The following is a 25725-nucleotide window of genomic DNA, read 5'->3' as shown; positions in this document are numbered from 1 at the left end:
CTTCAGATAAGAATATTAGCCTATTAAACTATCAGTCTCCTTCCTCCATAATGGACAAGCAACAAAATTCGACATGATCAATAAAGGAGACATTTTTTTGAAGAAAACCATTATTGCCTTTACTACTGCTGCGTTACTTTCGTCCGTTGCTGTCAATTCATCGGAAGCGGCTTCTTACCGCGTACAATCAGGGGATTCCCTTTCGGTGATTGCTTATAAATATGATACATCCGTTTCAAACCTGAAGAGTTGGAATAACCTGACCTCCGACATGATCTATGTAAACCAAGTCCTTGAAGTATCAGCGCCAAGCAGTACTTCTGCTAAAACGTATACGGTTCAATCAGGTGATTATCTGTCAAAAATCGGTGCAAAGTTTGATGTGTATGTCGCTGAACTCCGAGCGTGGAACAATTTAAAGAGTGACGTCATCTATCCTGGTCAAAAGCTGGTTGTTTCATCTGGAAGCACGAGCACTCAGCCACCATCAGGCTCTAGTACCTATACCGTCCAATCCGGAGATACCTTATCCCACATCGCTATCCGTTATGATGTGAGCGTTTCTTCCATCAAGTCATGGAACGGATTAAGCTCCGATAACATCTACGTCGGTCAAAAGCTTTCCATTAAGGGAACGTCTGACGGCGGAACGCAAACTCCATCTTCAAGTGTCGTCGACATTGCGAAGAAATACGTAGGAACTCCATACGCATGGGGCGGAACATCACCATCCGGGTTCGACTGCAGCGGTTTCATCTACTATGTATTCAACCAGGCAGGACAATCGATTGCGCGTACCAACACAGAAGGCTACTACAGCAAATCATCCTTTGTTTCGAGCCCGAAAGCAGGGGACCTGGTATTCTTCGAGAATACGTATAAAGCCGGGATCAGCCATATGGGGATCTACCTAGGAAATGGAGAATTCGTTCACGCTTCAGACAGCGGGGTCACGATTTCGAAGTTGAGCAACACGTATTGGAATCCTAAGTTTGTCGGATATAAGCGATTTAACTAATATTATGGAACGTCCTGCCTTGGCGGGGCGTTTTTGATTTGTGTTATTTCCGAGGAAATTCGACATGGAGGATCAAATAATGGGAAAGAGGATCAATAAATCAGGAACAGGATCAATAAACTTCAAACAGGATCAATAATCCGAAATCGGGATTGAATCCTTCTGAAAGGGGATCAATTCCTCCACCAAGACATGCCCAGCCCGAAACTTCATCCCCAATCCGTTCCACAATTCCCGTAAAGGACCACCACTCCAGCTGAAAAAAGACAATCCTAAACAAAATCCCATCAAAAAGCAGGAATTTCCTCAAAAAAGTAGAATAATTCTATATTCCAATCCAAAAGGAGTGTTTCCTTAACAAATGAATGTAAAAAAACGAATACCTCCCCACAAACTCCTCCAAACCGAAGCCTTACTCAAAAGGCTGCAGCCCCCTGATCACCCGAAACGCCCCCTCATCGAACAGGATTTCAAAAAAAGGAAAGCGGGATACGCAGGGGAACGGTCAGTCGATTATCACTTAAGCTTCCTGACGGATAAAAAATATATGATCTTCAACGACCTCAGTCTGCCAATGGAACCGCATGACTTCCAAATCGATAGCCTGCTGGTCACCCCCTACTATTTACTCCCAATCGAAATAAAAAACATTTCCGGCATCCTTACGATAGACCCCGAATTCAATCAGCTCTCCAAGGAGTTCAATGGAATCGAAACCGGCTATCAAGATCCCATCACACAGGTCAACCGCCAGAAACTGCTCCTTCAGAAGTGGTTCCTGAATAATAAGCTTCCGTGTCCCCCAATCGAATTCCTGGTGGTTTTCAGTCATCCGTCAACGATTCTGAAGATGGCTCCCGGTCATAAACGAATCCCTCCTTACGACAAAATCATCCACGCCCAAAACATCGTGAGAGAAATCAGCAAGTTAAACACACAATACACCCGGGAAGTAATCAACATCAAAAAAGTATAGCGACTCCTACTGAATCAACACAAACCTAAGTATTCATCAATACTCACAACCTATCAGTTAACCGAAACAACATCATAAAAGGGGTACAGTGTGAAAAATGCCTTCATATCATGAACAGGAAGACAGGCATATGGCAATGCCCCAACTGCCACCACTTGTCCAAAACAGCCCACCATAACGCCATTCAGGATTACTTCCTTCTCATCAAACCCACCATTACCAATCGTGAACTGCGAAACTTTCTGAACCTGTCATCACCAAAAACCGGCACAATAATCCTGCAATCCCTCAACCTCAAAAAGGAGGGATCCACCAAAGGCACCGTCTACACCAACATCTATACCTAAAAAAACCGCCCAGGATTCAATATCCTGAACGGTATCCCGCCAAACTCTATTTATTACTATACACACCATCCGCTACCCGATCATACTTCCAATACATCCATCCACCAAGCACCACGCAAGGAATCATGACAACCGCCATTCCTAGAAACGCAGAACCGGGCGAAATATCATACAAGAAACCACCGATAAACGTCAGAATCGCCGTACTCAACCCCATACCCAACGGAGTATACACTCCTTGGGCAGCGGGGATATCCTTGCTCTCCAATTCTTCATAACTCAACCGTATAAAAGCATAATGTGTCAATACGAAGGTTAGAGAGTGAAAGATTTGGGTAAAGATGAATACAGGGGTGCTGGGGAATAGGAACAACAAAGTCCAACGCGTCACAGCAGCCCCTGCTGATATCATAAACATGACTGAAATGCTTCGCCCTTTTAACAAACGATCTGAAAACGCAAAGAACAGAATTTCAGGCAACACGGCAATATTTAAAATCATGCCGATATAAACGGCGCTAACATCTAATTCCTTCAAATAGAGCACACCATAATTATAGTATGAAGCATGTGCCCCACTGAATCAAGACAACAATTACCATGGCCCAGACAAACTTACGGTATTTCAGCAAGCCCCGGTATGAAAGCTTTTCCTGACCACTGGTACCACTCATGGACTCCCACCGAACAACAGATAAATCACTGCCCCCTCGGTAAAAATCGAAGTCAAAAACCCAACTGCAAGCAACGCAACCGTATATCCAATCGATCCCCACGACCGGCTCCGGCCATAATCAATGCCATCTTCCTTCATCATCACAGCCGCCATGCTCTCCACCATCGGAAGCATCATCGGGTAAACAAGGCTGAACAACACCATGCACACCAAAATCATACCAAAGGAATTCATAGGCAGGAACAGTAGCAATGCAACCCTGGAAATCAACACAAGCCACCGAGAAAGTCGACCCAATGAAATCGTCTGACTCAACTTCGGAAACAGGAAAAAGCTTGAAAACGACCGGGCAATCATTCCAACTGCAATCACCGTACTTGCAGCCGAAATAGAAAAGTCCTTACTCTCCACCAGCCACGCTGTCCAATAAGGTATGAAAATTCCCCATGTGAAAATAATCGAAAAGAACTGAACGGACAACCATGTCTGATTTTTCAAATCTATCAAAACTCCCTTTATTTAAACTGGAAATCAATTTACAAACATTGAGTAATTATATAGAAGTTAGATGGGGAATACCAACTTAGCGACCATCTCTTTAGGACCATTGAAAAATATGGAAGGATAACAATTCATTTACAAATACTTGCAGGACATTATGCCTAACGAAGAGAAGTAGTACTACAGAAAAATAGAGATTCCATACAGGGGGAGAACCATGCTGCGAAAAAAATCATTCACCATCATAGTGGGAAGCGTCCTGCTCTTTACGGCCATCGGAGTCTATATTGCAGTAAGCAGTTTGAATAATGCAGGCACAACGGATGATATTAATCAAACAGATGTAGTCTCGACAGCGGGTGTAACCACCACTGCACCTCAAACCAAAACGGGCAAAGAAAATCCATTCGGGGAAAAAGTAAAGACACCGTTAAGTGAAGATCTGATTCAGCAATACATACATGCGATGAGTCACCAAAAGGTAGAAGCAGAGGAAAAATGGTCATTCTTTGAGATAACCGATGAACGTATCGATTACTTGTTAGGGCAATTAGAAATCAATAACTATAAAAGTGAACACACCTATAAAGAAATCTTAACGAGCTGGAAAGAGGGGGATTTCTCTGGTGCCGTCAGTGATCATAATAAGATTTGGAGAATGAGGAACGGGAATATCGGAAGAGCAACAGGGTTGCTGTCGACTAAAGAAGAGAAGAAGTATATCGAAAGCCAGAAGAAAGAGAAGCGATAATAGGGGAGTGAAGATGTATCAGGGGGCACGTCTTTTCTGTGGCTCTACCCTATAAACAGATGGAAAAATGAGCTTGAGGCACCAAACCTCAAGCTCATTCTTGTTCACTCACTAATAAAATATTTCACTTAATAATCAGACCACAATACATGCCCTTATTCACTTGGCTCCTCATGACTATCCACCAGAAACAGAAAGAACATATTATTAAAAATGTTTACAAAACACCAGCCACTCCATAATTTAGCATCCTTATGTTTGTGGAAATTCATAAAAGAATCCTATATAAAGGGCACGTTTCCAGTGGCCTTTATATAGGATTTTTTAAAATGTAGTAAAACTTAAATCATTAAACTACCTCCCAAGCCACCCCCCATCAACAGCCACCAAATGCCCATGCACATAATTCGAAGCCTCCGAAGCTAAATAAACGACGGTACCCTTGAAATCATCCGGTTCTCCCCATCGATCAGCTGGAATCCGATCAAGAATCTGTTTACTTCTGACAGGGTCTTCTATCAGAGCAGTATTCATGTCCGTAGCAATATACCCTGGAACAATCGCGTTTACATTGACACCCTCCTTCGCCCATTCATTGGAGAGGGCTTTCGTGAGTTGTGCCACACCGCCTTTTGCTGCTGCATAGGCTGGAACGGTCAATCCTCCTTGGTAGGAAAGGAGGGAAGCGGTGTTGATGATTTTACCTTCTCCCCGCGCAACCATGTGACGACCTGCCTCCTGACACAATAACCAGACGACTTTTAGATTGATATTCAGCACATTATCCCAATCGGATTCAGGGAAATCAACAGAAGGCGATCGGCGCTGAATGCCGGCATTGTTTACTAAAATATCAATCTTTCCAAATGTCGAGATCACACTGGGAATAGCCGATTTCACTTCTTCTTCCTTTTCAAGATCACATGGTATAATGGAGCACTTTCTACCAAACTGTTCAATTTCTTCCTTCACATCAGTCTGTTCCGGATTTCTTTGAAGTAAGGCAATATCTGCTCCGGCTTCTGCCAGGGCCATTGCCATTGACCGTCCAATACCACGCGTAGCCCCCGTGATGGCGGCTACCTTTCCGGTTAAATCAAATAGATTCTTAGTCATATGTATCTCTCCTTCTGCAATTTCTTCTTTTGTTAGATTGATCACTCAATCAAATTAGGAATAAACGTAACAATCGACGGAAACAGCACGATTAAAACGAGTGAAAAACAAAGCACCAGAACATATGGAATGGCACTTTTCATCGCATGATCGAGATTAACGCCGGCGGAGGAGCATGCCACGAACAGGCAGACACCTACCGGAGGAGTCAGTGTTTCAGTGTTCCAATCGCAATGTTAATGACGATCATAACCCAAATACGGTGGATGAATCCTATGCTTCCTGCGCCCTCATCTTCTCCATCTTCTTCCCGAGAAAGTCTATATGGACTTTATCATTACGGAGCTCAAACATATGGTATGCCCGTTGCATATAGAAAAGGGCTTTTTCCATGTCATCCATCAGCTCATAGTTGTAGCCGATTTGATAATGCAGCTCGCCTATTCCCCAAAGAAGTTCTTCCTCAAAACACCACTTGATCGCCTTTAGGCAATAATTTGTTGACTCTTCCAGTCTGTGACAGCGGGTCAGGACTCTGGCCATATTACAGAATAATTTGGTTTTGATGACCTTTTCTTGTAAATGTGCGGTTGTTTTCATGGCTGTTTCAACTTGGTGATAGTAATCGAGTGCTTCGTCATGGTGATGTAGCGTAGCATGAACCGTACCAATGGTTGACAGGATCTCCATTTCTCTTTCGGACATGGCTTTTTTAGTATGGGCGGTAAGATGGTAAGCTTTATGTAAAAGGGTAAAGGCCGATTCGGTTTCTTTCTTCTCTTCATACAAGTAGATCGCTTTATGCCAGTAGAGTAACTGAAGCTTCTCATTATCTTTATAAAATAGGGGATTCTTTTCCTCGATTTTCACGACATCGATCATCCCTTTGTATTGCCGTGTATCTCTTAAAAATCTTAATTGCTTTTCCACTTCCCTGATATAATCCAGCCTGGGCGTGGTTCCGATTTCAAAGAAATAATTGATGTCGACACCAAGTTTAACAGCAATTTGATACAGAGCCGTGGCACTTGGATAAATGTCTCCTTTTTCAATCCTGCTGATGAGTGCCTGCGTACAGATTCCTTCCGCCAGGTCTCCTTGTGTGAGCCCGACCATCTTCCTCATTTCCTTGATTTTTGTTCCAATTACTGAGTAGTCCATAGTAGCACCTCTTTGGGGTATTCATTATTCTTCTTAGTGTAACATGGGGAGGGGTCTTACTGAGGGGGGGGACCGCCCAATTCTTTCAGGACCGATTCAAAAGTGAATGATTTGAAACCGTGAACTGCCTCCTCATTGTTACAAGGTAAATCCATCAAAACCCCGTCTTTTTCCTGGGGAAGCTGCCTTTTGTATTACGGTGAATTTGTTTATCCTCGAAACCACCTCACTTTACATTTCACATAAAAATGGGGGAGGAAGGATAATTTGAGCCATTGTCCCGGGCATAGAACCTCAGATAATAAAAGGACACTGATTCTATTATTGGAGGAATTTTTTTTGATTAAGCATCGTGAGTTCAAAAGTCTGAACCATCAATTAATAAATGAAATACACCGTTCCGTCAATCAAATTTATCTTCAAAGAAAAGACTGCCTTCTCAGCGAAAAAGGCAGTCTCTGTTGCTCTAGTCTTCGTCAGTACAGAAAAATATTATCCATTCCCTTCCAAAAAGCTCTCAACCACACCATTAAACTTCTCACTATACTCCCAAAACATAAGGTGTCCTCCCAATACCTCCACCGATGCTTTAGGGGCTAGTTTGCTTAGGGTGGAGGTCGCGGCTTCTGCCCAGTGCTCGGCTACAACAAATAGAGTCGCTACAGATTCACTGCTCTCTGCCGCCTCCTCACGATAATCAGAAAATAGCCCCGAAGAAAACAAATTGGCCGCAATATAGTAAGGTGTCTTCAGTGATTGATCGACGATCCAGGTCAATTCTTCTTCCTTCAACTCCCGTTGGACCATGACTCCCTCGGCATAAGCAGAGATGAAATCCCGTTGTCCTTTTGGATTGCGAAGGTAGTTCGTGTAGGCCGCAGCCATCTCATCAAGTTTGCCTTCCACCCAATCCTGATCTTGTTGAACGGATAACGATTTTGGCGGCATATCAATGAAAACAAGTGATTTGATTCCACCCGTGCCGAATTGGCGAATATATTCCCAAACCGTTAAGCACCCGAATGACCAGCCGACAAGCGTTACATTCTCTACCTTTAATTGCTTCAATACCTTTTGTAGATCTGTCCCATGCGTGACATAGTCATTCCCGTGGACCGTCATGGTTGACCGTCCATGGCTTCTGGGATCGACCACAATCGTACGGTGGGTTTTTGAAAAATGTTTGACCTGTTCGGAAAAGACTTCAGTCGTAAAGGTAAACCCCGGAATAAAGACAATGGGCTCCCCACTGCCGGCTTCTTGCACGAATAATTCGATTCCTGGTTCCACTTCAATATAGGTGTTCATGGCTGTCCCCCCTGAATTTTGTTAATTTGTTTCTACATTATATTCGTCAAGACGTTGTTTCATATCGGAAATGATTGAAGAATAAAGAATACACTGTTCTAATAATCGAGAATTTCTAAAAAATATTTTTTATAGGGTGTCCTTTTTCACTCTTCCAACCTATTTAAAACATGAATAGATCAGAAGGGTGGAAGAGAAGATGAAATCAGGATGTCAGGTAGTGGATCAAATCGGTGAATTGGAGATCGTGGGGAATATCGTTCCTCATTTATGGTATAAGAACATCACATTTACAAGTGGGAAGGCTCATTTTGTAGCGATTGCGCTTCTCGCGGATATCGTGTATTGGTACAGACCGACGATGATCAGGGATGACAGCGGACTGATCAGTGGGGCCAGGACGAAATTCAAGGGGGATATGCTTCAGAAGAGCTATCAGGCCTTTGCCGATATATACGGATTTACGAAGCGGCAGGTGAAGGATGCCATCGACTTTCTGGTGGAACATCATCTTCTGGTCCGGGAGTTCAGGACGATTTCGTCTTCGAGTATCATCTTGAGCAATGTGATGTGCAGCCGGTTGCTGAGAATGTCAAACGGGTGATGAATGAACGGTGTAACGTGTCTGAGCTTGTTTCCATTTGCCCGCCTGTTACGCCTGAACGTACCACGTCATCCCCTTCGAATGATGGCCAGTCCCATCAGGAAGAGGGGACGTATACAGAGAGTACTTCAAAGAATCCTTCAGAAAATCGTGAACAACAACAAAGCGTGGGTGAGTGTCCGCTCTCCTTTTTCAAAGACAATGGATTCGGCAGACTGGGTTCTTATATTCAAGAGAAAATCAAAACCTGGTGTGAAAATCTTTCCGAGAGCCTCGTCGTCGAAGCGATGAAGCGAGCGGTTGAGCAAGGGAAGCAGTACTGGAGCTATGTGGACGCGATCCTGGTGAAGTGGGAGCAACTGAACGTTCGGGATGTGAAGGATGCGAGGGCGAAAGAGTTTCAGTTCATGTTCGAGAAAGTTCATAAGAGGAAATTGCATAGTGCCGGGAGAAGGCCGATCCGAACGGAAAAGCTGCCGGAGTGGTTCACGGACGAGAGAGAGGAAGTACAGGGAAATGATGAGGAGTTTGAAGCGGAGAAGGCAAAGTTGATGGCGGAGCTTGAAGAGTATCGGGAGCGTAGGGGTTTGGTCATGTAAAGCAATCATGAATGAAAAAAGAATGTTCTATGGTGTCCTTCTGTACCGGATTCTTGTATTTAATGGGGGAAGGAGGAGATGTAAATGGGACATACAGTATGTGTGGAGAATGATGTGGTGGATCATCAGGTGTTTCAATAGCCGGATTTTGCCTCATAGAAAGAAACGAGAAAAAATTCAATTGTGTTATATTAGTACCAGTACTAGCTATTCAAAGGTTGAAAGAGGTACATAAAAAATGAAGAAACTCGCATTAATATTTATGGCCATTTTTCTTTCAGCTCCCATATCTGCTTTACTATCAGTAGGAGCTGATTATTTGTTCACTGAACCAGTTAAACTTCAAGGTTATAATTATAATCCTCCAATTTTGGCAACGGTAGTGGTTGTAGCTTTATATGAAATTCCGGTTTATATTATCGTCGGCATCCCCGTTACTTACCTTATTGACTTTCTTGTTCTAAAGATTTCGCCTCATTCACATCGTTTTAAAGAGTATGTAACCCTTCTAATTAGTTACTCAATAGCCTCTTTAATTTTCTCCTTTTATTTATTAAATAATGATTTTGAAGGGTATTTTACGGTTATCATTCCTGTTTTTACCTATTTTCATATTTTATGGTGTCTGCGAGCTAGATATGGGGATTGAGTGGAAGGTGAAACTGGGGCGGTTCTCACGGAAGAAATTTGTATGAACGTATTCATTTTTCAGTGTAAGAGTACACCGGTTCTTCATTGGAATTTTCGATTCCTGGTTCACTTGTTTCGAAAGTATATTCCTCATTCATATCGGAAATTAGGGAGCGTCGAGAAGGTTCTACCGTTTCTATTCTCAACTTGTTAAACAGGGAATGGAAAAAACACAAGAAAGAGGCCGGCTGCCCGGGCCTCTTATGACTTACTTCAATTTAATTTGGACCGAATTACTGTCCTGCGTATGAATGGTTTTCGGATTCCTCTTTTGCAAAGCGGTCCTTTTAACCGAGCTGGTCACATTTTGTAACATATCACCCACGTCATGAACGGACTCAAGTAAAGGATCAACGGCTTTCATTTTTCCTTTTACATCATCCGAAATCTGGTTGGCTGTATGAATCAATTCTTCTGCTTCCTCTGTCACTCCGTTCACGGCTTTCCTGGCGTCAGACAGCGTCTTTTCCGTTTCAGCAAGGGTTGTCATTACTTTTCTTAATGTCATAATTAAATAGATGACGAGAACGGAGAACGCGACGGCTGCAATAACAGCACTCCACTCAAGCATTGAGACCAACTCCTTTCGATTACTCTAAATCTATGGGAATGGGGGCACGGATATTCCTTTTCCTGGGACATGGGGACAGACACTATTACACAAAAAGTGAGGATGACGAGAGAATTCATTGTACTCGTATTCTTTTGTTCTGGGACAGGGACCTGTCCCTTTGTCCCTTCTCAGCAAATATTAAATAGGGGGGATTCAGATTGGAATCCTACATTGTCAAAATCGAATTAGAAGAGTCCAATCCGTTAATATGGAGAAGGGTGATCTTGCCAGCAGGAGCGACATATAAGAGGCTTCATGATATTATCCAGAACGTGACTAATTTTCTGAGTGGTTATCCTCATGAAGGATATCACCTTTTTGAATTCGACCTGACGGAGGATCAAAAGACTGTCACGGATAATGAAGAAGCTTACCTAGAGCATCAGCATTATAAGAAGAACAAGGCCATGTATGAAGAACGGCTGAAGTCGATACCACATGAAATGCTGGAATTTGAGAAAAATGATCAGGAAAGATTAAAGGTAGAAGTCCGCAAACCCACTGGTTTAAAGATCGATGAGTATCTGGAAAAGCATAAGGAAATCAGGTATTCCTATGATTTTGGTGATGGTTGGCATTTTACTGTAAAGCTTGAGCGGATTGTCGACGATTACTATTTTGGCTTTCCAACTCTTCTTGATGGAGCGGAAACAGCACCACCTGAAGATGTTGGTGGTATACATGGGTTCTATGAATTTCTTGATGCTTATCGTGATGAGAAGCATCCTGAGCATGAGAACATGAAGTCATGGGCTAAATCAGTATATTTCAGGGAATATGATCTTGTGTGGATCAATCAAAAACTCAAAGGGCTTAATTATAAGAAGACTGAGTGGGATAAGATTAACCATGAAAACTACAAAATCATTGAGGATAAATATCGGAAGAGCTAGATTTTTGGGATGGGACGGGGACAGGCACCCACAGTAAACAAATCGGGCTGGATTGAGATTGAATCGATGCTCAAAGGATCCCATTCTGACTTTTTTGTTTGAAAACCAAGGAAAAGTTTGCGGATTTTTAGCTGAGGTGGGATTTTGAGAGTTACATGGGTACATATAGCGGCCAGAAATGATGGTGAGGGTGTCTCTGCTTAAGAATTAACCCTGATCGGACTATTTTTGAACCTCTTTTCGGATTATTGATCCTCTTTTCGATTTATTAATCCTCTTTTTAAATAATTGATCTTACTTGTCGAATTTCCTTTAGGTAGTCAAATAAACTGGATTACTTTTTAACTTAGATGTTATCTTTCTCAGTAATCGAAGAGTCTTTAAGGAGCCTGTGCTCTAAAACTATCATTTTAAGTAGAAACGAGTGGGACTCATCCCCTCGTTTTTAATTTGGTTCTGAAGCCATGAGCCCCTTGTGAATAATAGATTCTTCGTGGGATCCGGCCCCTTGTCCTCCGAAAGAATGGGTCAAAAGTTATGTTTGTAATTAAAATGTAATATTAACCCAAATACATAGTATAATAGACTTGTTGTAAAAATAACCCAAATACTAAGGAGGCAAAATGTGGGGAAAATTCTAAGCAGTCTAAGTATGATTACGATGTTGTTATTATCTGTATGTACAGGGGGAACGGTGAAAGCTGCTTCTGTACAGGGAGATACTTTGGAGAATGCGGAACCAATCAATCTTGACCATGAGTATGAAGGAACACTGGAATCGACTGAGGATGTAGACTTTTACCGTTTTACCCTCGATAAGACTGGAAATACGGTTATTCAATTTAATCGAGTGGAAGGCGCTACGTGGGGTGTGGAAATCACCGATGAAAATGGTGACCCTTATACACATTTCAGTACTAGATTTCATTCAGGGGTCACGGGTGCTGAAGAGGTGAATATCAGCTTGCCTGCGGGGGAATATTTTATCAAGGTGAGCACAGACTATCATAAATCCCCGGGGGTCCCATATACGTTCATGGTCCAGCAAACCCAAAACGATTATTATGAAAAAGAATTCAATGACAAAATGGAAGCAGCATCTTCCATGCAATTGAACAAAACCTACAAAGGTCACATACAAACATATGATGACAAAGATTATTTTACATTTACCTTAGATCGTACCGAGAGAATTGCTTTCAGTATAGCGAGGGATAATGAAGGATCATGGAATGCCCTTCTTGTGGATGAGAACGGGAAGGAATATGTCAACCTGGATACAGACGTCCATTTTGCCGAGTATGGTCCGGATGTAGAACGGCTGGAGCTTCCTGCTGGAACGTACTATGTGAGATTGGAAAACAATTGGGGTACCCCGAATATGCCCTATGCGTTTAAAGTTCAGGAGTTAACAGACAGGATACAGGGAGCGAAGCGCTACGACACAGCAGTGGAGATTTCAAAGCAGGGCTTCAAAACCTCTGACACGGTTGTGTTGGTCTCAGGGAATGACTTTCCAGATGCCCTTGCAGGTGGTCCACTGGCTTATTATCACAATGCCCCGATTCTATTGACGGATAAGGAAAAACTTCCGATTGCCACCTGGAGGGAGGTTCAACGACTCAAAGCGAAGAACGTAATCATCCTAGGTGGTGAGGGAGCCGTTTCCAATCATGTTGTGGAAGAATTGGAGTACCTGGATATTTCTGTGAAACGAATCGGTGGGGATAACCGTTACGAGACAGCTGCGTATGTGGCGAAAGAAATACCCTCGACAAAAGCTGTGGTCGCAAACGGTAAAAACTTCCCTGATGCCCTGGCTGTAGCACCATACGCTTCAAAGAATAGCATCCCGATTTTATTGACTGAAAAAGCTTCGTTACCGGATGCGACGAAAAAAGCACTTGCAGGGAAGGCAAATACCATCATTGTGGGTGCGGCAGGAGCGGTCAGTGAGTCAATAGAGACTCAACTCCCAAGTCCGGTTCGCTACGGTGGAATAAATCGCTATGAAACAGCGAAGTTGATTGTTGAAAACCTGGCACTGGGGAAAAACACGGGATATGTTGCGACAGGAAAGAACTTCCCTGATGCCCTTGCAGGATCTGTGCTGGCAGCAAAAAATAACTCGCCTATTTTGTTGGTCAGCTATACCTCTATACCAAGTCCGACCAAATCCCTCTTGATGGATTATTCTCATTACATGGTATGGGGTGGACCGGGAGCAATCACCGAAAACGTTGTGAAGGAATTGGATACGAATTTGATACAAATTAAATAACATAAAAAGGAAGGACAGGGATATCCTGTGCTTCCTTTTTATCTCTGCCTTTGTTTATTTCATCCCATCTGCAATCGCTCCGAAATCTCATTAATCTTAGTTATAAGAAACGCTATATACACCTTATCTTCCCTTATTTCAAACATATGCAAGGCATGTTTGAAATAAGGAAGGGCTTTTTCATAGTCACCGATCAACTCATAGTTGTAGCCTATCTGATAATGGAATTCGCCCAATCCTCATAGAAGTTCTTCTTCGAAACACAATTTGATGGCCTCGACGCAATAGGCGATTGAATCCACGAGTTCTCCTATTCGTGTCAGCACTCTGGAAATATTGTAAAATAACCGGGCTTTAATGGACTTATCATGTACTAACTTAGTCGTGTGCAAGGCTGTTTCCACTTGCTTAGTGAGGGGGCCAATCCTTCCTTCACCGCACTGCGCAACCTGAAGGAGCTGTCCCTGAGAATTCAGGAGGAAAAAGGGAATACCATTAAAGCGATAAGTAACTTTAGTGAATTAACAGAATGTGGAATTCCTTTTAAATTCAGAAAGAACATCATGAGGTACAGGAGTGCTCTTATAAGATGGAAGAGTTCTTCTGGAATTCTACGGATGATGAAGGGAAAACCATACCGGATGGTCAGTACTATTACGGATATACGAGTATGTTGAATTATGAGGGGGCTGAACCGCAAGTGACCAAGATCCCGATAAAAGTAGATTCCGAGGCTCCTAAAGTAGAAGACATCAAGGTGGAAGAGTTGCCGGGTGGAAACTACCATATCAGCTGGGATCTAACAGAAGACACAGGCACCGGTCCTCTTGGCAGCCCCTGCTTTGGGTGAACGGAAAGTCCCAACGGGTTCAAGATGGGGCATCAGAGTACATTTCCAACGTTAAGCCTGAGCTGGTCACCATCTCTGCCATAGATAATACCCGGAATGTGGGAGTTGCGTACCAGGGGGATGAAACGTATTTAAACGCTGAACCCCTTATTAACTATTTAGGCATCAACAACGCTTCAAGCGTAAGTGGAACCAAGCCGCTGCGTCTGATGCTCTTCGGATGCAAACGCCTCGATTGGCATTTGGAAATTACCGATGCACAGGGGGAACGCTTGAAGAAGCAGACATCTATAATGAACATTCCATTTATAACCTTCCGTGGGTTCCGGATAGTGATTATCCAGATGGGGACTACTACGTGAAGGTTACAATGCAGGATGAGAGTAGATTGACGCTGTCGTCTGAGCCGAGGAAATTCACGGTTAAGCGTTAGATTGTGGGACTGGTGGACAGGCACCGTGTCCCAATAAGTGTTCGAGACGAGGGGGGTGATCCCCTCGTCTTTATTTGGGGTCTGGGATCAGCGACCTGGGCACCCACACTAAACAGGGGAGCGCAGGGACGGTTCTATTGCTTCTATTAAAGGAAGCAGAAGAACCGTCCCCCTGCTTCCCCTAAACCCTACCAAAATCCGATTGACGACTACCCGCTATCCCATTATAGTACTTATATAACGTCTATTTAGCGACAATTTAAAATTGTCAAAAAACAAAGGGGTTTACAAGGGGGATTTAGGATGAAGAAGAAGGAAATGTCTTTTGGGTTGACGATCATTCCGCTCCTCGTCATGATCACGGTCATGGCCATTACGATCGTGGTGTTGGAGCAGGGGCCGCACATCCCGCTTATCATTGGGACAACTACGGCAGCGCTTGTTGCCTGGTTTGCCGGTTTCAAGTGGAAAGAGATTGAGGAGGCGATGTATAAGGGGATCCGCCTTGCGCTTCCGGCCGTTGTCATCATCATGCTGGTCGGACTGACGATCGGTGCCTGGATTGGAGGGGGCGTTGTGGCAACAATGATTTATTACGGGTTGAAAATGATCACACCGTCCCTTTTTCTGCTATCCATTGCGGTAATCTGTGCGATTGTCTCCCTTGCCATTGGGAGCTCATGGTCAACAATGGGGACCATTGGGGTGGCAGGCATGGGAATCGGGATGAGTATGGGGATCCCAGCGCCGATGATAGCCGGTGCCATCATCTCAGGGGCTTATTTCGGTGATAAAATGTCGCCGTTGTCGGATACGACGAATCTTGCTTCGGGTTTAACCAACACCAATCTGTTTGTACATATCCGCCATATGCTGTATACGACCATTCCCGGATTTGTCATCGCCCTTCTAGTATATGCCTATCTCGGTAGGGATTTTGGAAAGAACGGGGTCGATACGGCAGAAATCGAGAAAACGATCGGCGTTCTGCAGGACAGCTTTGTCGTTTCACCTTTCCTTTTAATTGTGCCGCTTCTTGTCATTGTGCTCGTAGCGCGAAAGGTTCCAGCCATCCCGGCCTTGATAGTGGGAATCATCCTTGGGGTCGGAGCACAGGTATTTATTCAGGGTGATTCGTTTGCAGATGCGGTTTCAGCCCTGCAAAGCGGCTATGTGATTGAAACGGGGAATACGATGGTGGATGATTTATTTTCCCGGGGCGGTCTTGATTCGATGATGTACACAGTATCCATGACGATCGTTGCCATGACCTTCGGGGGGATCCTCGAGCATACGGGCATGCTGTCGGCGATTGTCAATCAGATCCTGAAGGTGACCAAAACAGCGAAGGGTCTTGTAGCATCCACTGTCGTTTCGTGCTTTGCCACCAATGCTTCCTGTTCAGAACAGTATATTTCGGTAGTCGTTCCTTCCCGGATGTATGCCAATGCTTATAAAGAAAAAGGACTGCATTCGAAGAATTTGTCCCGGGCTCTGGAGGATGGCGGGACGCTGACGTCGGTTTTCATCCCATGGAATACGTGCGGGGTGTTCATATTAGGAACTCTCGGTGTTCATGCATTTGAATACGCCCCTTATGCGGTACTGAATTTCGTTGTGCCGGTCATTTCCATTATCTACGCATTCACCGGCTTCACCATTGAAAAGCTGAGTGAGACGGAAATGAAGGCAGCGGATCAGGAGGATGCGACGATTTCCTCCTGATGTGCTCAATAGATGGGGAAGGTCAATTCATAGATGGCCCGGGGCCTTCCCTGGGAATAGGTCATTTCTTCTCCGGTGATTTTGGCTGCCCCGTTGTCGACCAGCTTCTTTAAGATCCGTTCCGATGAGCGCCGTGTGATTTGAAGGTAATCCGACAGCTCTGCAGCCGTGAACTCCCGGGAGGAACGGGATTGTTGGAATTGAATGAGCTTGGACAAATTGGCAGGGCTCATTTTCAATTGTTTCGCTAGTGACAGTGAGTTGGGATGATTATTCTTTAATTGTTGCTTTCTCGATTGTGCAGGGTAAGGACCGGACAGTTCTTTTTCTTCATTTAAGATAAAAGCGCAGCTTTCGGCCTTGTTCTGTTCTGCAAATGACAGGGCTGCCTCTGCGTTTGCCCTTGCCTGTTGTGCGGTGTCTCCATAACCGAATCCAATATGAATACTGTACCCACGCTTGAACAAAGTGGTGAACTCTTCCATTTCCAGGAAAGCCTCGATGCTTCCCCTATTGCTGTAGATTATATAGGAATCTTCCTCACTCTGGAGATTCCCTTTCATCAGGCGGGCCAGGGATTCAAGAGGAAGATGGTTTCTTTCATCATGTAAGGAAATAGTGGCAGCTGCGATTGTGGCTGCTTTTCGTTTAGACAGCTCGGCTTGTGAAACTGCTTCATGGATTGTACGTATAAGCGACTTTGTTGGATCAATCATTCTCATACAGGGAATATTCAATTGAATCAGCTGATCATACACCGCATGGATGCTCGTCAAGGCAAGCTCTGTCTCACCTGCTTCATACAGGTGTCTGTGAAATTCCGTAAATTCTCTGATGTCGAAGTGGTGGGGAAGACGTTCCTTGCAGTCCATCACATGGCGGGGCGGATTCTTGAGATGCAGGTCCGATGCAACGTGATCGATGATGGAGGTATCCATCAGATCAATCGATACCCTCTGGGGCTGTATCCCGTGATGGTACAGGATATATAATAAAGAGGTGACCAATGCAGTTTCATCCTGCTCAAGGTAAAGAACAGGTATGGTAATGGAGTTCCATGCCTCTTTTGAAAAAAAGTATGGCAGCGCCCCGGAAAATAATAGCGCATCGCATGGAGTGATCGATGTCAGCAGCTTGCTTGCTTCCGTGGGTTCTGTGTAGACGTAGGGAATCATGTCAATGTCGGGAAGGTCAGGCGCAATGGCAGTTGTCACATGATGGGTGAAATCCTTTGAACCGACCAGGGCGATTTTCGTTTTCATAGGTTCTCCTTTCCTTAATAACGACTATATAACGACATTATACCAATCCCAGCGAAAAGATGTTAGAAGAATAGGAGTGAGTTTGATATGATCATAAAGAAAATCAATTTGTATGCCATAAGACTTCCGCTTAAACAGCCTTTCATTGTCAGTTATCATACGTACGATGACATGCCTTCCATTATCGCCGAGTTGGAGACGGATGAGGGGATCATCGGGTATGGCGAATCCGTTGCTGATGAGCATGTGACCGGGGAGACATGGGAAAGTACCTTCCAGGTGCTCAAATATACGCTTGCCCCGGCATTGATCGGCCGCGACCCTTTTCAGATCGAGAAGATCCATGAACTGATGGATCAAGCGATCTACAACGCTCCTGCTGCTAAGTCGGCCATCGATATCGCCTGTTACGACATAATGGGAAAAGCATTGGACCAGCCGGTTTATCAGCTGTTGGGCGGACGCTACCATGAAGCGTTTCCCTTGACCCACGTGTTAAGTATAACAGAGCCGGCGCAAATGGCAGAGGAAGCGGCCAGGATGATTGAAGCGGGTTTCGCATCACTTAAGATGAAGGTCGGGACAGCTATCGACCAGGATATTGAGCGGATCAGGGCGGTCCGGGAACGAGTGGGCCATGATGTGCCGATCCGGGTAGACGTGAACCAGGGATGGATGAACAGCAGTCGTACTTTGAAGGCCATTCGCTTTCTTGAAGAACTGGGTATCGATTGGCTCGAGCAGCCTGTAGCAGCTGATGATATCGAAGGCATGGTCAGGATCAAGTCGATGACCACTCTCCCTCTGATGATTGACGAAGGTTTAAAGGGAACACGTGAGATGCGTGATATCATCCAAAAGCAGGCAGCGGATAAAGTGAATATTAAATTGATGAAATGCGGTGGAATCTATCCTGCAGTCAAACTCACTCATATGGCCGAGATGGCGGGGATGGAATGCCAGGTAGGGTCGATGGTGGAATCATCTATCGCGTCTGCGGCTGGATTCCACGTCGCGTTTTCCAAAAAAGCGATCACGAGTGTAGAATTGACTGGTCCGATTAAGTTTTCCAAGGATATCGGGGATCTTCAATATGATATTCCATTCATCCGCCTGAAGGGAAAATCGGGACTTGGGGTGAAAGTGGATAAAGGGATATTGAAAGAATTGACCCGTTATACAAGTGACATAGAGTAAGGAGAGGGAAAGGATGGAGCAACTATTCGAAGGCGTTTTGGAAAAGACAGACGAACCTTATACAGTGCGTGTGTTGGGGAGGGAGAATTTACGGCAAATACTCGATCTGCAGGAGACCGTGGTGGAGGAGCTCAATGAAAAAATCGTCTCTTCAGCCCCTGAGTCAAGAGGAATTCATTTATATCTTGGAGGGGAATGGACTGATGATTGGAGCCTTCACAGGGAGTGGACTCATCGCTTTCCGCGCTTTGTTGATCCCTCCCATAGATGATGAGCATCTTGGCCATGATATCGGGTTGGCCGCTGAGGAGCTTCCACAGGTCATCTATCAGGAAATATCGGTCGTACATCCGGTGTACAGAGGGAACCGCCTCCAGCAGACATTGGCGTACCTGATCATGGATGAATTGAAGAACCTTGACCAGACCTTCGCCTATGTCGCCTGCACTGTCGCTCCCTTCAATATTCCAAGCATGAAAGACAAATTCAAACAAGGCATGCAAATCAAAGCCCTGAAACACAAATACAACCAGCAACTGCGCTACATCTTCGTCAAACGACTTGATGGCAAAGGTGATAGAGAGATTTACAAAGTGGAGATAGTACCGATAGCTGATGTCTGGAAACAGCAGGAAATGCTAAAAGCCGGATGGCGTGGAATATCACTCGAATCAGATGACAGTGTTGTATACGGGAAGGGATAAGCAGATGCGAAGGAAGCACCGGGACGGTTCTCGTGCTTCCTTTTTTGAACAATTAATTTGTTGAATCCAAGAGATGAATCTTATTACTTTCATCTATTAATCTTGAAGTGATTGTTTCATCATCAATTCCCGATTCATAAGGAGTTCTCTCCTTCACACTTATGAGGGAGAGAACTCCTTATAGCACCTATCATATGAATCTTCTCCTCCAGCTTCTCATAAATTCGTTCTCAGATTGACAAATAAATAGACTGCAATATTTAAAGATTTACTGTTCATACTTTACAACATTCTCCAAATCAATTGCTTCCTCATACCTTCTCGACTAAATTAAATCTAATCCAACTGCTTTTCTCAACTAATGTAAGCGCTAACAAGTTTAGGAATAGTAGTTTTTAATTTATGAAGGTGGTGAATGTGAACGAGGCAACAAAAGGATTGATCCATTGATAACAGGAGGTCGAGTGGAAGAATGAAGAATGGTTATAAGAGAATTGTTGGTAGTCTCATGTTTCTTATGTTGTTTTTATTTCCTATGGCAGTAATGGCGGAAGGCCCCACTTCTTCTCATTGGTATCCGGAAGGGCTTCTAGAATGGTCTCCTGATCAGGATCCGGACGCAGCCTACAACAGGTCCATGGTTCCTCTGGCGAATCGGGTAGAGTCAAGTGAAGGTACCGACTCTGCACGTGTTGTAGCTTTATCTGCTTTGAACCCTCATACGAGTGGAGTACCTTCTCAAGGAGGAGAGGCGTTTTATGCGAACACATTTGCCTTTTGGCAATATGTAGACGTGATGGTGTACTGGGCAGGTTCTTCTGGAGAAGGAATCATCGTGCCCCCGAGTGCGGATGTAATCGATGCTTCTCACCGTAACGGGGTACCGATTTTAGGAAACGTCTTTTTCCCGCCAAAAGTGTATGGCGGAAAAGAAGAGTGGGTCGATCAAATGTTGACACAGCGGGAAGATGGGTCGTTCCCGGCTGCTGACAAGTTGCTTGAAGTAGCAGAATATTATGGGTTTGACGGCTGGTTTATTAATCAGGAGACCGAGGGTGGTGACGAGGAACAAGCTGAGAAGATGCAAGAGTTTCTTATCTACCTTCAGGATCATAAGTCAAAGGACTTTGAGATTATGTGGTATGATTCCATGGTGAAATCAGGCGAAATAGATTGGCAGAACTATTTAACGGATAAGAATACGTATTTTCTGCAAGATGAGGGCCAGCGTGTATCCGACAGTATGTTCCTGAATTTCTGGTGGAGGGGTGAAAGTCAAGAACGCTCGTATGAGAAGGCATTGGAAATTGGACGATCACCATACGATTTGTATTCAGGAATAGATGTGGAAGCAAATGGGACAGAGACCTCTGTCAATTGGGACAACCTATTCAGGGAGGACGGTTCTCCTTGGACATCTCTTGGTATTTATCGACCTGATTGGGCATTTAAATCGTCAAGTGAGATGAACGAGTTTTATCAAAAAGAAGAAGCGTTTTGGACAGGGGATCCTGAAGTGAATTGGCCTGGAATTTCAAGTCATTTTTCTGAAAAGACAACGATTCAGTCCCTTCCATTCACGACGAACTTTAATACGGGAAGTGGAGAATTCTTTGCCGTTGACGGAGAAAAGTTATCTGAACGGGAGTGGAATAACCGAAGTCTCCAAGACATTTTACCGACTTGGCGTTGGAAAGTGGAAGGTGAAGGCGAATTATTGAATCCAACCTTTGATTGGAGTACGTCATACTATGGTGGAAGCTCATTGAAAGTTCAAGGCACGCGTGATGAGAATAGCAAGACGACTCTGTCTCTCTATCAAACAGATGTGGAGATTACCAAAGACACAGAGTTTTCAATTACGTATAAAACGGATGAAAAGAAACCAGAGATGGACATACAACTAGACTTTGATCATGATAAGACTTCCTTGATGAGAGTGAAAAAGAAGAGTCACGGGGATTGGGTCACACAAACGTTTAAGCTAAAGAAATATAAGGGACGTCAACTTTCCTCCGTTTCTCTTCATTTCGATAATGTAAAAGAACCTGCGGATTATGAAATCCATATTGGAGAAATGAAGATTTACAATGACAAGGATGAAAAAGATAAGCCTCACAAGCCAACAGGGCTTAAGGTTTCTCAACTCGATTTTATAGATGGTTTATATGCAGATGTCAGGCTGTCATGGAATAAAGTAGATAAAGTTAAACATTATGAGGTGTACAGAATTCATTCAGATAGTTCAAAAGAATGGGTAGGGTCAACTCCAAACCATGTCCTTGCTTTAAATGATATAAAAAGAGATGGAAAAGAAGTGGCTACTTCTTTTGAGGTGGTATCAGTTAGTGAGGAGCTTGTAAAAGGAAAAGGCAGTGTCGTCACGTTGGATTGGCCAGCCTATCCAAAGCCGGAAGCAGACTTTCGGGTCGATCAAACGGTTATACGCCCAGGTGATAAAGTACAATTCTTTAGTGAAGCTTCAGAAGTCACGGAAGAGTGGGAATGGCAATTCGAAGGTGGCCAGCCGGCGGTTAGTTCAGAGGAGAACCCTGTTGTTCAATATCTCGAGGAGGGGTTATTTTCAGTTACGTTGACGGCTCGGAATACCTCAGGCGAAGATGTCATGACGAAACAAGCTTATATTTTCGTCTCTGAAGACGCAGTTGCGATTGAAAATGTTGCCTTGAATAAAGCAACTGAATCAAGTGGTGCCTGTGCTCCGAGTGAAGGAGCGGATAAGGCTGTTGATGGGGTAGTGGAGAATAACAGTAAATGGTGTGCGCTTGGTACGGATCAGTGGATGGTGGTGGATTTAGAGGATACGTATCATTTATCCAAATTCATCGTGAAACATGCTGAAGCAGGAGGAGAAGCTCCGGCGTTTAACACGAAATCCTTTGTTATAGAGACAAGTATGGATGGAGAAACGTGGGAAGAGAACGCAAGCGTGGATGATAATCAGGCCTCTGTGACCGAGCATACGATACCCGTGACAGAAGCTCGCTTCGTTCGTTTATCGATAAACGAACCTACTCAAACAGGGGATCAGGCTGCAAGGATTTTTGAACTGGAGGTTCATGGATATTAAATATTTTGCTAATATTGAATAGAATTTTGCCAAAATCGGCTGTCGGTTTTGGCTTTTTTTATAGAAGGCTACTGGGAACTGGTAGTCAATAAGATGTAAAGTGATTGGGGAAGATAATGACAAGAAGGTGGAGTGAAGCGATCATTCGGAATATGCTACTGCGGATGATCGATTGTCAGTCAATGAAAGAAGATTGAACACTATTTCGTACTTGATAGAACCTACATTATGTAAGACAATCAATTGGGAAGAGTTAATGAGCCTTAAGATTGATGAAATGGTTATCAATGAGATAAGAGATCGGAGCTCAAAAGAATCACTGGATCGTTGATAAGATTAGTGAAATCGTACAAGTACATACTATAAGTGAACATTAGGAGGCAACCATGAACCAACCACTATTTCTACAACCCGTATTCCAAGAAAGAATTTGGGGAGGTACGACGCTGAAAGACCAATTCAATTACGACATTCCCTTTGATATCACTGGAGAATGCTGGGCCATATCCGGCCACCCGAATGGACAGAGCACAGTAGTCAACGGTGAGTTTGCCGGAAAGACGATTGGCGAGCTTTGGAACGAGCATCGTGAGTTATTTGGGAACCATTCTTCACCGGTGTTTCCATTACTGACGAAAATTTTGGACGCAAACGCAGATCTTTCTGTGCAGGTGCACCCGGATGATCCCTATGCGAAAGAACATGAAAACGGTGAACTGGGTAAAACCGAGTGCTGGTACATCATCGATTGTGATGAAGATGCCGAAATGATTTTTGGACATACAGCTCAAACGAAGGAAGAGTTTGTATCGATGATTGAAAAAGGCGAGTGGAATGACCTGCTGCGACGCATCCCTGTTAAGCCTGGTGACTTCTTCTATGTCCCAAGCGGCACCATCCATGCCCTTTGTAAAGGAACATTGGTGTTAGAAACACAGCAAAGTTCGGATACGACGTATCGTGTGTATGATTATGACCGTAAGGATGGAGAAGGGAATACCCGTGAACTTCATATCGACAAGTCGATTGAAGTGACGACCATTCCACACAAAGCTGAGGCAGTTGAACCTGTTGTGGAAAAACGTGAAGGGGTAGAGTCAACGAAGTTTGTGGAAGCAGAGTATTTCACGGTATACAAATGGAAAGTCGATGGACATGCAGCATTTGTGCAAGACCAGCCATTCCAGCTGGCAAGTGTATTAGATGGAAATGGGGTACTGAAGGTCCAGGGAGAAGAGTATTCTCTTACAAAAGGAGATCATTTCATACTACCGGCGGATGTTGAGACATTTGAGATTGAGGGACAGGTTGAGTTGATTGTTTCTCATGTTTGATTGATTAGTAGAAAGGCGCAGAGCTTAGGAGCTTTGCGCTTTTTTACTTTCCTTTTATAGTGTTTAGTTGGGAACCACCCGTCCACAAAAAAGTGTCATTTTTAAAGTTTTCATGCGTTTATTAAAGGAGTTGGAGTGAACATATTCCAACTCCTTTTTATTCTATATATGATGGCTTTAAGAAGTAATGTAAGCGATTTCTAGAGAGGGTGTTAATGATGGAATTTCCTGATGGTTTTTTATGGGGAGCGGCTTCTTCAGGACCCCAGATGGAGGGAGCTGGAAGTAGTGCAGGAAAGGCTCAAAATGTTTGGGATTATTGGTTTCAGAAGGAACCTGAACGATTCTTTCAGAAGATAGGACCGGAAGAGACTTCAGGCTTTTATGCTCACTATAAAGAAGACATCGTCACGATGAAGCAAATGGGCTTTAATTCCTTTCGAACTTCAATAGCCTGGTCCCGGTTATTGCCAGATGGCGTTCAAGTGAATGAAAAGGCCGTTGCCTTTTACAGGGATGTATTTAAGCGGCTTAACGAAAGTGGCATTAAGCCCATTGTCAATTTGTTTCATTTCGACATGCCCCTCCGGTTGTACGAGAAAGGCGGTTGGGACAATCGGGAAGTGGTGGATGAATTTGAGTTTTACACTAAGGTGGCATTTGAACGATTCGGGGACCTTGTAGCGGATTGGGTCACGTTCAATGAACCCATTGTACCCATAGAGATGGGTTATTTAAATGACAAGCATCTGCCGGGCGTGTTCGATCTCAATCGAGCCTTTCAGGCAGGCTTTCATACGTTGATGGCTCATGTGAAGGCAGTGAGGGCATTTAAGGATAGGAACCATCGGGGGAAAATAGGGATTATTTTGAACTTAACGCCAAGCTATCCCCGCTCAGATAACCCTAAGGATGTGGAAGCAGCGAAGTGGGCCGATGTGTTGTATAATCGGAGCTTTTTAGATCCGGTTGTGAAGGGGGAGTTCCCGGAAGAGTTGTTGTCCTTTATAGAACAAGAACAGATTCACGTCCGTTCTTTTCCTGGAGACTCCCGACTATTAAAAGAATCCCCCGTGGACTTTCTTGGTGTTAATTATTATCAACCACGAAGGGTAAAGGAAGGGTCACCAGCTTCTACAAATACACTTGATCACTATTTCGAACCTTATCAATGGGACGGAGCTAAAATGAATCCACATCGCGGCTGGGAAATATACGAAAAAGGCATGTATGATATTGCCCTGACGATAAGAGACCGGTATGGCAACATCCCCTGGTACATAGCTGAGAATGGAATGGGAGTGGAAGGTGAAGCAAGGTTTAGAGATTCATCAGGGATGATTCAGGATTCTTACCGGATTGAGTTCATGAGCAATCATCTAAAGTGGCTTCACAAAGGAATCGAAGAAGGGTCAAATTGTTATGGGTATCATGTATGGACCTTCATTGATAACTGGTCATGGCTCAATGAGTACAAAAATAGGTATGGCCTCGTTGAACTGGATTTGGAGACCGGGAGAAGGCATAAGAAAAAAAGTGCAGACTGGTTTAAGGCACTTGCCGAATCAAATCAGCTTCCGGATTTAGGGTGAGAT

At 44.1% G+C, this 25725-nt stretch carries 23 protein-coding genes and 2 pseudogenes; 16 read left to right on the top strand and 9 right to left on the bottom strand.

What is annotated here, in order from left to right:
• The first annotated feature begins 97 nt into the window (after positions 1-97).
• Entirely contained in the window at positions 98-1018 is a 921-nt protein-coding gene (locus tag ACXAF2_RS10320) for a C40 family peptidase (RefSeq protein WP_475138499.1), read from the top strand.
• 112 nt (positions 1019-1130) lie between these two features.
• Here the strand turns inward: ACXAF2_RS10320 and ACXAF2_RS10315 are convergent, their stop codons facing one another.
• Entirely contained in the window at positions 1131-1298 is a 168-nt protein-coding gene (locus ACXAF2_RS10315) for a hypothetical protein (protein WP_475138497.1), read from the bottom strand.
• A gap of 81 nt (positions 1299-1379) precedes the next feature.
• Between ACXAF2_RS10315 and ACXAF2_RS10310 the strand changes: the two genes are divergently transcribed.
• Positions 1380-1994 (top strand): nuclease-related domain-containing protein, encoded by a 615-nt coding sequence (locus tag ACXAF2_RS10310; protein ID WP_475138496.1) that lies wholly within the window; start codon positions 1380-1382, stop codon positions 1992-1994.
• A 393-nt stretch (positions 1995-2387) separates the two neighbouring features.
• On the opposite strand, the pseudogene ACXAF2_RS10305 reads toward ACXAF2_RS10310, so the two are convergent.
• Positions 2388-2900, bottom strand: a pseudogene (locus tag ACXAF2_RS10305) (MFS transporter); the annotation flags it as partial.
• 111 nt (positions 2901-3011) lie between these two features.
• On the bottom strand, positions 3012-3515 hold the full coding sequence (locus ACXAF2_RS10300; protein ID WP_475138494.1) for an MFS transporter: 504 nt from the start codon (positions 3513-3515) through the stop codon (positions 3012-3014).
• A gap of 220 nt (positions 3516-3735) precedes the next feature.
• On the opposite strand from ACXAF2_RS10300, the gene ACXAF2_RS10295 reads away from it, so the two are divergent.
• The gene (locus ACXAF2_RS10295; protein WP_475138492.1) at positions 3736-4269 is read left to right on the top strand and encodes a DUF6241 domain-containing protein; all 534 of its coding nucleotides are present in this window, start codon (positions 3736-3738) and stop codon (positions 4267-4269) included.
• Positions 4270-4623: 354 nt separating this feature from the next.
• On the opposite strand, the gene ACXAF2_RS10290 is transcribed toward ACXAF2_RS10295, so the two are convergent.
• The 4 genes from ACXAF2_RS10290 to ACXAF2_RS10275 form a co-directional block, all read right to left on the bottom strand.
• Positions 4624-5385, bottom strand: a complete 762-nt coding sequence (locus tag ACXAF2_RS10290) for an SDR family oxidoreductase (RefSeq protein WP_475138490.1) — start codon at positions 5383-5385, stop codon at positions 4624-4626.
• A gap of 41 nt (positions 5386-5426) precedes the next feature.
• Complete coding sequence (locus ACXAF2_RS10285; RefSeq protein WP_475139172.1) at positions 5427-5597, bottom strand: TRAP transporter large permease subunit; 171 nt, start codon at positions 5595-5597, stop codon at positions 5427-5429.
• 61 nt (positions 5598-5658) lie between these two features.
• On the bottom strand, positions 5659-6546 hold the full coding sequence (locus tag ACXAF2_RS10280; protein WP_475138488.1) for a helix-turn-helix domain-containing protein: 888 nt from the start codon (positions 6544-6546) through the stop codon (positions 5659-5661).
• A 492-nt stretch (positions 6547-7038) separates the two neighbouring features.
• Positions 7039-7854, bottom strand: coding sequence for an alpha/beta fold hydrolase (locus ACXAF2_RS10275; protein WP_475138487.1), 816 nt, complete (start codon positions 7852-7854; stop codon positions 7039-7041).
• 199 nt (positions 7855-8053) lie between these two features.
• Between ACXAF2_RS10275 and ACXAF2_RS10270 the strand changes: the two genes are divergently transcribed.
• From ACXAF2_RS10270 to ACXAF2_RS10260, 3 genes are all read left to right on the top strand, one after another.
• A complete protein-coding gene (locus ACXAF2_RS10270; RefSeq protein WP_475138484.1) occupies positions 8054-8458 on the top strand; it encodes a hypothetical protein in 405 nt (134 codons plus the stop codon).
• Entirely contained in the window at positions 8458-9057 is a 600-nt protein-coding gene (locus ACXAF2_RS10265; RefSeq protein ID WP_475139170.1) for a DnaD domain-containing protein, read from the top strand. The genes ACXAF2_RS10270 and ACXAF2_RS10265 overlap by 1 nt, the downstream gene beginning before the upstream one ends.
• 238 nt (positions 9058-9295) lie before the next feature.
• Positions 9296-9706 carry a hypothetical protein gene (locus ACXAF2_RS10260; protein ID WP_475138482.1) on the top strand — a complete coding sequence of 137 codons (411 nt, stop codon included), beginning with the start codon at positions 9296-9298 and terminating at the stop codon, positions 9704-9706.
• Between the two features lie 249 nt (positions 9707-9955).
• Here the strand turns inward: ACXAF2_RS10260 and ACXAF2_RS10255 are convergent, their stop codons facing one another.
• On the bottom strand, positions 9956-10318 hold the full coding sequence (locus ACXAF2_RS10255; protein WP_315635513.1) for a DUF948 domain-containing protein: 363 nt from the start codon (positions 10316-10318) through the stop codon (positions 9956-9958).
• Positions 10319-10518: 200 nt separating this feature from the next.
• On the opposite strand from ACXAF2_RS10255, the gene ACXAF2_RS10250 reads away from it, so the two are divergent.
• The 5 genes from ACXAF2_RS10250 (at position 10519) to nhaC (ending at position 16542) form a co-directional block, all read left to right on the top strand.
• Positions 10519-11253: a plasmid pRiA4b ORF-3 family protein gene (locus tag ACXAF2_RS10250; protein WP_475138480.1), complete on the top strand. Its 735-nt coding sequence runs from the start codon at positions 10519-10521 to the stop codon at positions 11251-11253.
• Between the two features lie 625 nt (positions 11254-11878).
• Positions 11879-13534 (top strand): cell wall-binding repeat-containing protein, encoded by a 1656-nt coding sequence (locus tag ACXAF2_RS10245; RefSeq protein ID WP_475138478.1) that lies wholly within the window; start codon positions 11879-11881, stop codon positions 13532-13534.
• A gap of 589 nt (positions 13535-14123) precedes the next feature.
• A complete protein-coding gene (locus ACXAF2_RS10240) occupies positions 14124-14384 on the top strand; it encodes a hypothetical protein (RefSeq protein WP_475138476.1) in 261 nt (86 codons plus the stop codon).
• Complete coding sequence (locus ACXAF2_RS10235; protein WP_475138475.1) at positions 14381-14746, top strand: hypothetical protein; 366 nt, start codon at positions 14381-14383, stop codon at positions 14744-14746. The genes ACXAF2_RS10240 and ACXAF2_RS10235 overlap by 4 nt, the downstream gene beginning before the upstream one ends.
• A 374-nt stretch (positions 14747-15120) precedes the next feature.
• Positions 15121-16542: a Na+/H+ antiporter NhaC gene (nhaC, locus tag ACXAF2_RS10230; RefSeq protein ID WP_475138473.1), complete on the top strand. Its 1422-nt coding sequence runs from the start codon at positions 15121-15123 to the stop codon at positions 16540-16542.
• Between the two features lie 5 nt (positions 16543-16547).
• Here the strand turns inward: nhaC and ACXAF2_RS10225 are convergent, their stop codons facing one another.
• A complete protein-coding gene (locus ACXAF2_RS10225; protein WP_475138471.1) occupies positions 16548-17804 on the bottom strand; it encodes a transcriptional regulator in 1257 nt (418 codons plus the stop codon).
• Positions 17805-17891: 87 nt separating this feature from the next.
• Between ACXAF2_RS10225 and ACXAF2_RS10220 the strand changes: the two genes are divergently transcribed.
• The 5 genes and pseudogenes from ACXAF2_RS10220 to ACXAF2_RS10200 all read left to right on the top strand — a co-directional run bounded on the left by ACXAF2_RS10220 (position 17892) and on the right by ACXAF2_RS10200 (position 25722).
• The gene (locus ACXAF2_RS10220; protein ID WP_475138470.1) at positions 17892-19001 is read left to right on the top strand and encodes a mandelate racemase/muconate lactonizing enzyme family protein; all 1110 of its coding nucleotides are present in this window, start codon (positions 17892-17894) and stop codon (positions 18999-19001) included.
• Between the two features lie 13 nt (positions 19002-19014).
• Positions 19015-19705 (top strand): annotated as a pseudogene (locus ACXAF2_RS10215) (GNAT family N-acetyltransferase).
• 472 nt (positions 19706-20177) lie between these two features.
• Positions 20178-22796, top strand: coding sequence for an endo-beta-N-acetylglucosaminidase (locus tag ACXAF2_RS10210; RefSeq protein ID WP_475138468.1), 2619 nt, complete (start codon positions 20178-20180; stop codon positions 22794-22796).
• A 386-nt stretch (positions 22797-23182) separates the two neighbouring features.
• The gene (gene manA / locus ACXAF2_RS10205) at positions 23183-24130 is read left to right on the top strand and encodes a mannose-6-phosphate isomerase, class I (protein ID WP_475138466.1); all 948 of its coding nucleotides are present in this window, start codon (positions 23183-23185) and stop codon (positions 24128-24130) included.
• A gap of 215 nt (positions 24131-24345) precedes the next feature.
• Complete coding sequence (locus tag ACXAF2_RS10200; protein ID WP_475138464.1) at positions 24346-25722, top strand: glycoside hydrolase family 1 protein; 1377 nt, start codon at positions 24346-24348, stop codon at positions 25720-25722.
• Positions 25723-25725 lie beyond the last annotated feature (3 nt).

The organism is Rossellomorea sp. ABR4_004 (genome assembly GCF_056159585.1).
The sequence above is the reverse complement of the archived record's forward strand: the minus strand, read 5'-3'. Positions and strand labels throughout refer to the sequence as shown.

Coding starts and splice junctions, on each gene's coding strand:
- ACXAF2_RS10310 (WP_475138496.1), top strand. CDS start 1,380: ATGAATGTAAAAAAACGAATACCTCCCCACAAACTCCTCCAAACCGAA.
- ACXAF2_RS10295 (WP_475138492.1), top strand. CDS start 3,736: ATGCTGCGAAAAAAATCATTCACCATCATAGTGGGAAGCGTCCTGCTC.
- ACXAF2_RS10290 (WP_475138490.1), bottom strand. CDS start 5,385: ATGACTAAGAATCTATTTGATTTAACCGGAAAGGTAGCCGCCATCACG.
- ACXAF2_RS10280 (WP_475138488.1), bottom strand. CDS start 6,546: ATGGACTACTCAGTAATTGGAACAAAAATCAAGGAAATGAGGAAGATG.
- ACXAF2_RS10275 (WP_475138487.1), bottom strand. CDS start 7,854: ATGAACACCTATATTGAAGTGGAACCAGGAATCGAATTATTCGTGCAA.
- ACXAF2_RS10270 (WP_475138484.1), top strand. CDS start 8,054: ATGAAATCAGGATGTCAGGTAGTGGATCAAATCGGTGAATTGGAGATC.
- ACXAF2_RS10265 (WP_475139170.1), top strand. CDS start 8,458: ATGAATGAACGGTGTAACGTGTCTGAGCTTGTTTCCATTTGCCCGCCT.
- ACXAF2_RS10260 (WP_475138482.1), top strand. CDS start 9,296: ATGAAGAAACTCGCATTAATATTTATGGCCATTTTTCTTTCAGCTCCC.
- ACXAF2_RS10255 (WP_315635513.1), bottom strand. CDS start 10,318: ATGCTTGAGTGGAGTGCTGTTATTGCAGCCGTCGCGTTCTCCGTTCTC.
- ACXAF2_RS10240 (WP_475138476.1), top strand. CDS start 14,124: ATGGAAGAGTTCTTCTGGAATTCTACGGATGATGAAGGGAAAACCATA.
- nhaC (WP_475138473.1), top strand. CDS start 15,121: ATGAAGAAGAAGGAAATGTCTTTTGGGTTGACGATCATTCCGCTCCTC.
- ACXAF2_RS10225 (WP_475138471.1), bottom strand. CDS start 17,804: ATGAAAACGAAAATCGCCCTGGTCGGTTCAAAGGATTTCACCCATCAT.
- ACXAF2_RS10220 (WP_475138470.1), top strand. CDS start 17,892: ATGATCATAAAGAAAATCAATTTGTATGCCATAAGACTTCCGCTTAAA.
- ACXAF2_RS10210 (WP_475138468.1), top strand. CDS start 20,178: ATGAAGAATGGTTATAAGAGAATTGTTGGTAGTCTCATGTTTCTTATG.
- manA (WP_475138466.1), top strand. CDS start 23,183: ATGAACCAACCACTATTTCTACAACCCGTATTCCAAGAAAGAATTTGG.
- ACXAF2_RS10200 (WP_475138464.1), top strand. CDS start 24,346: ATGATGGAATTTCCTGATGGTTTTTTATGGGGAGCGGCTTCTTCAGGA.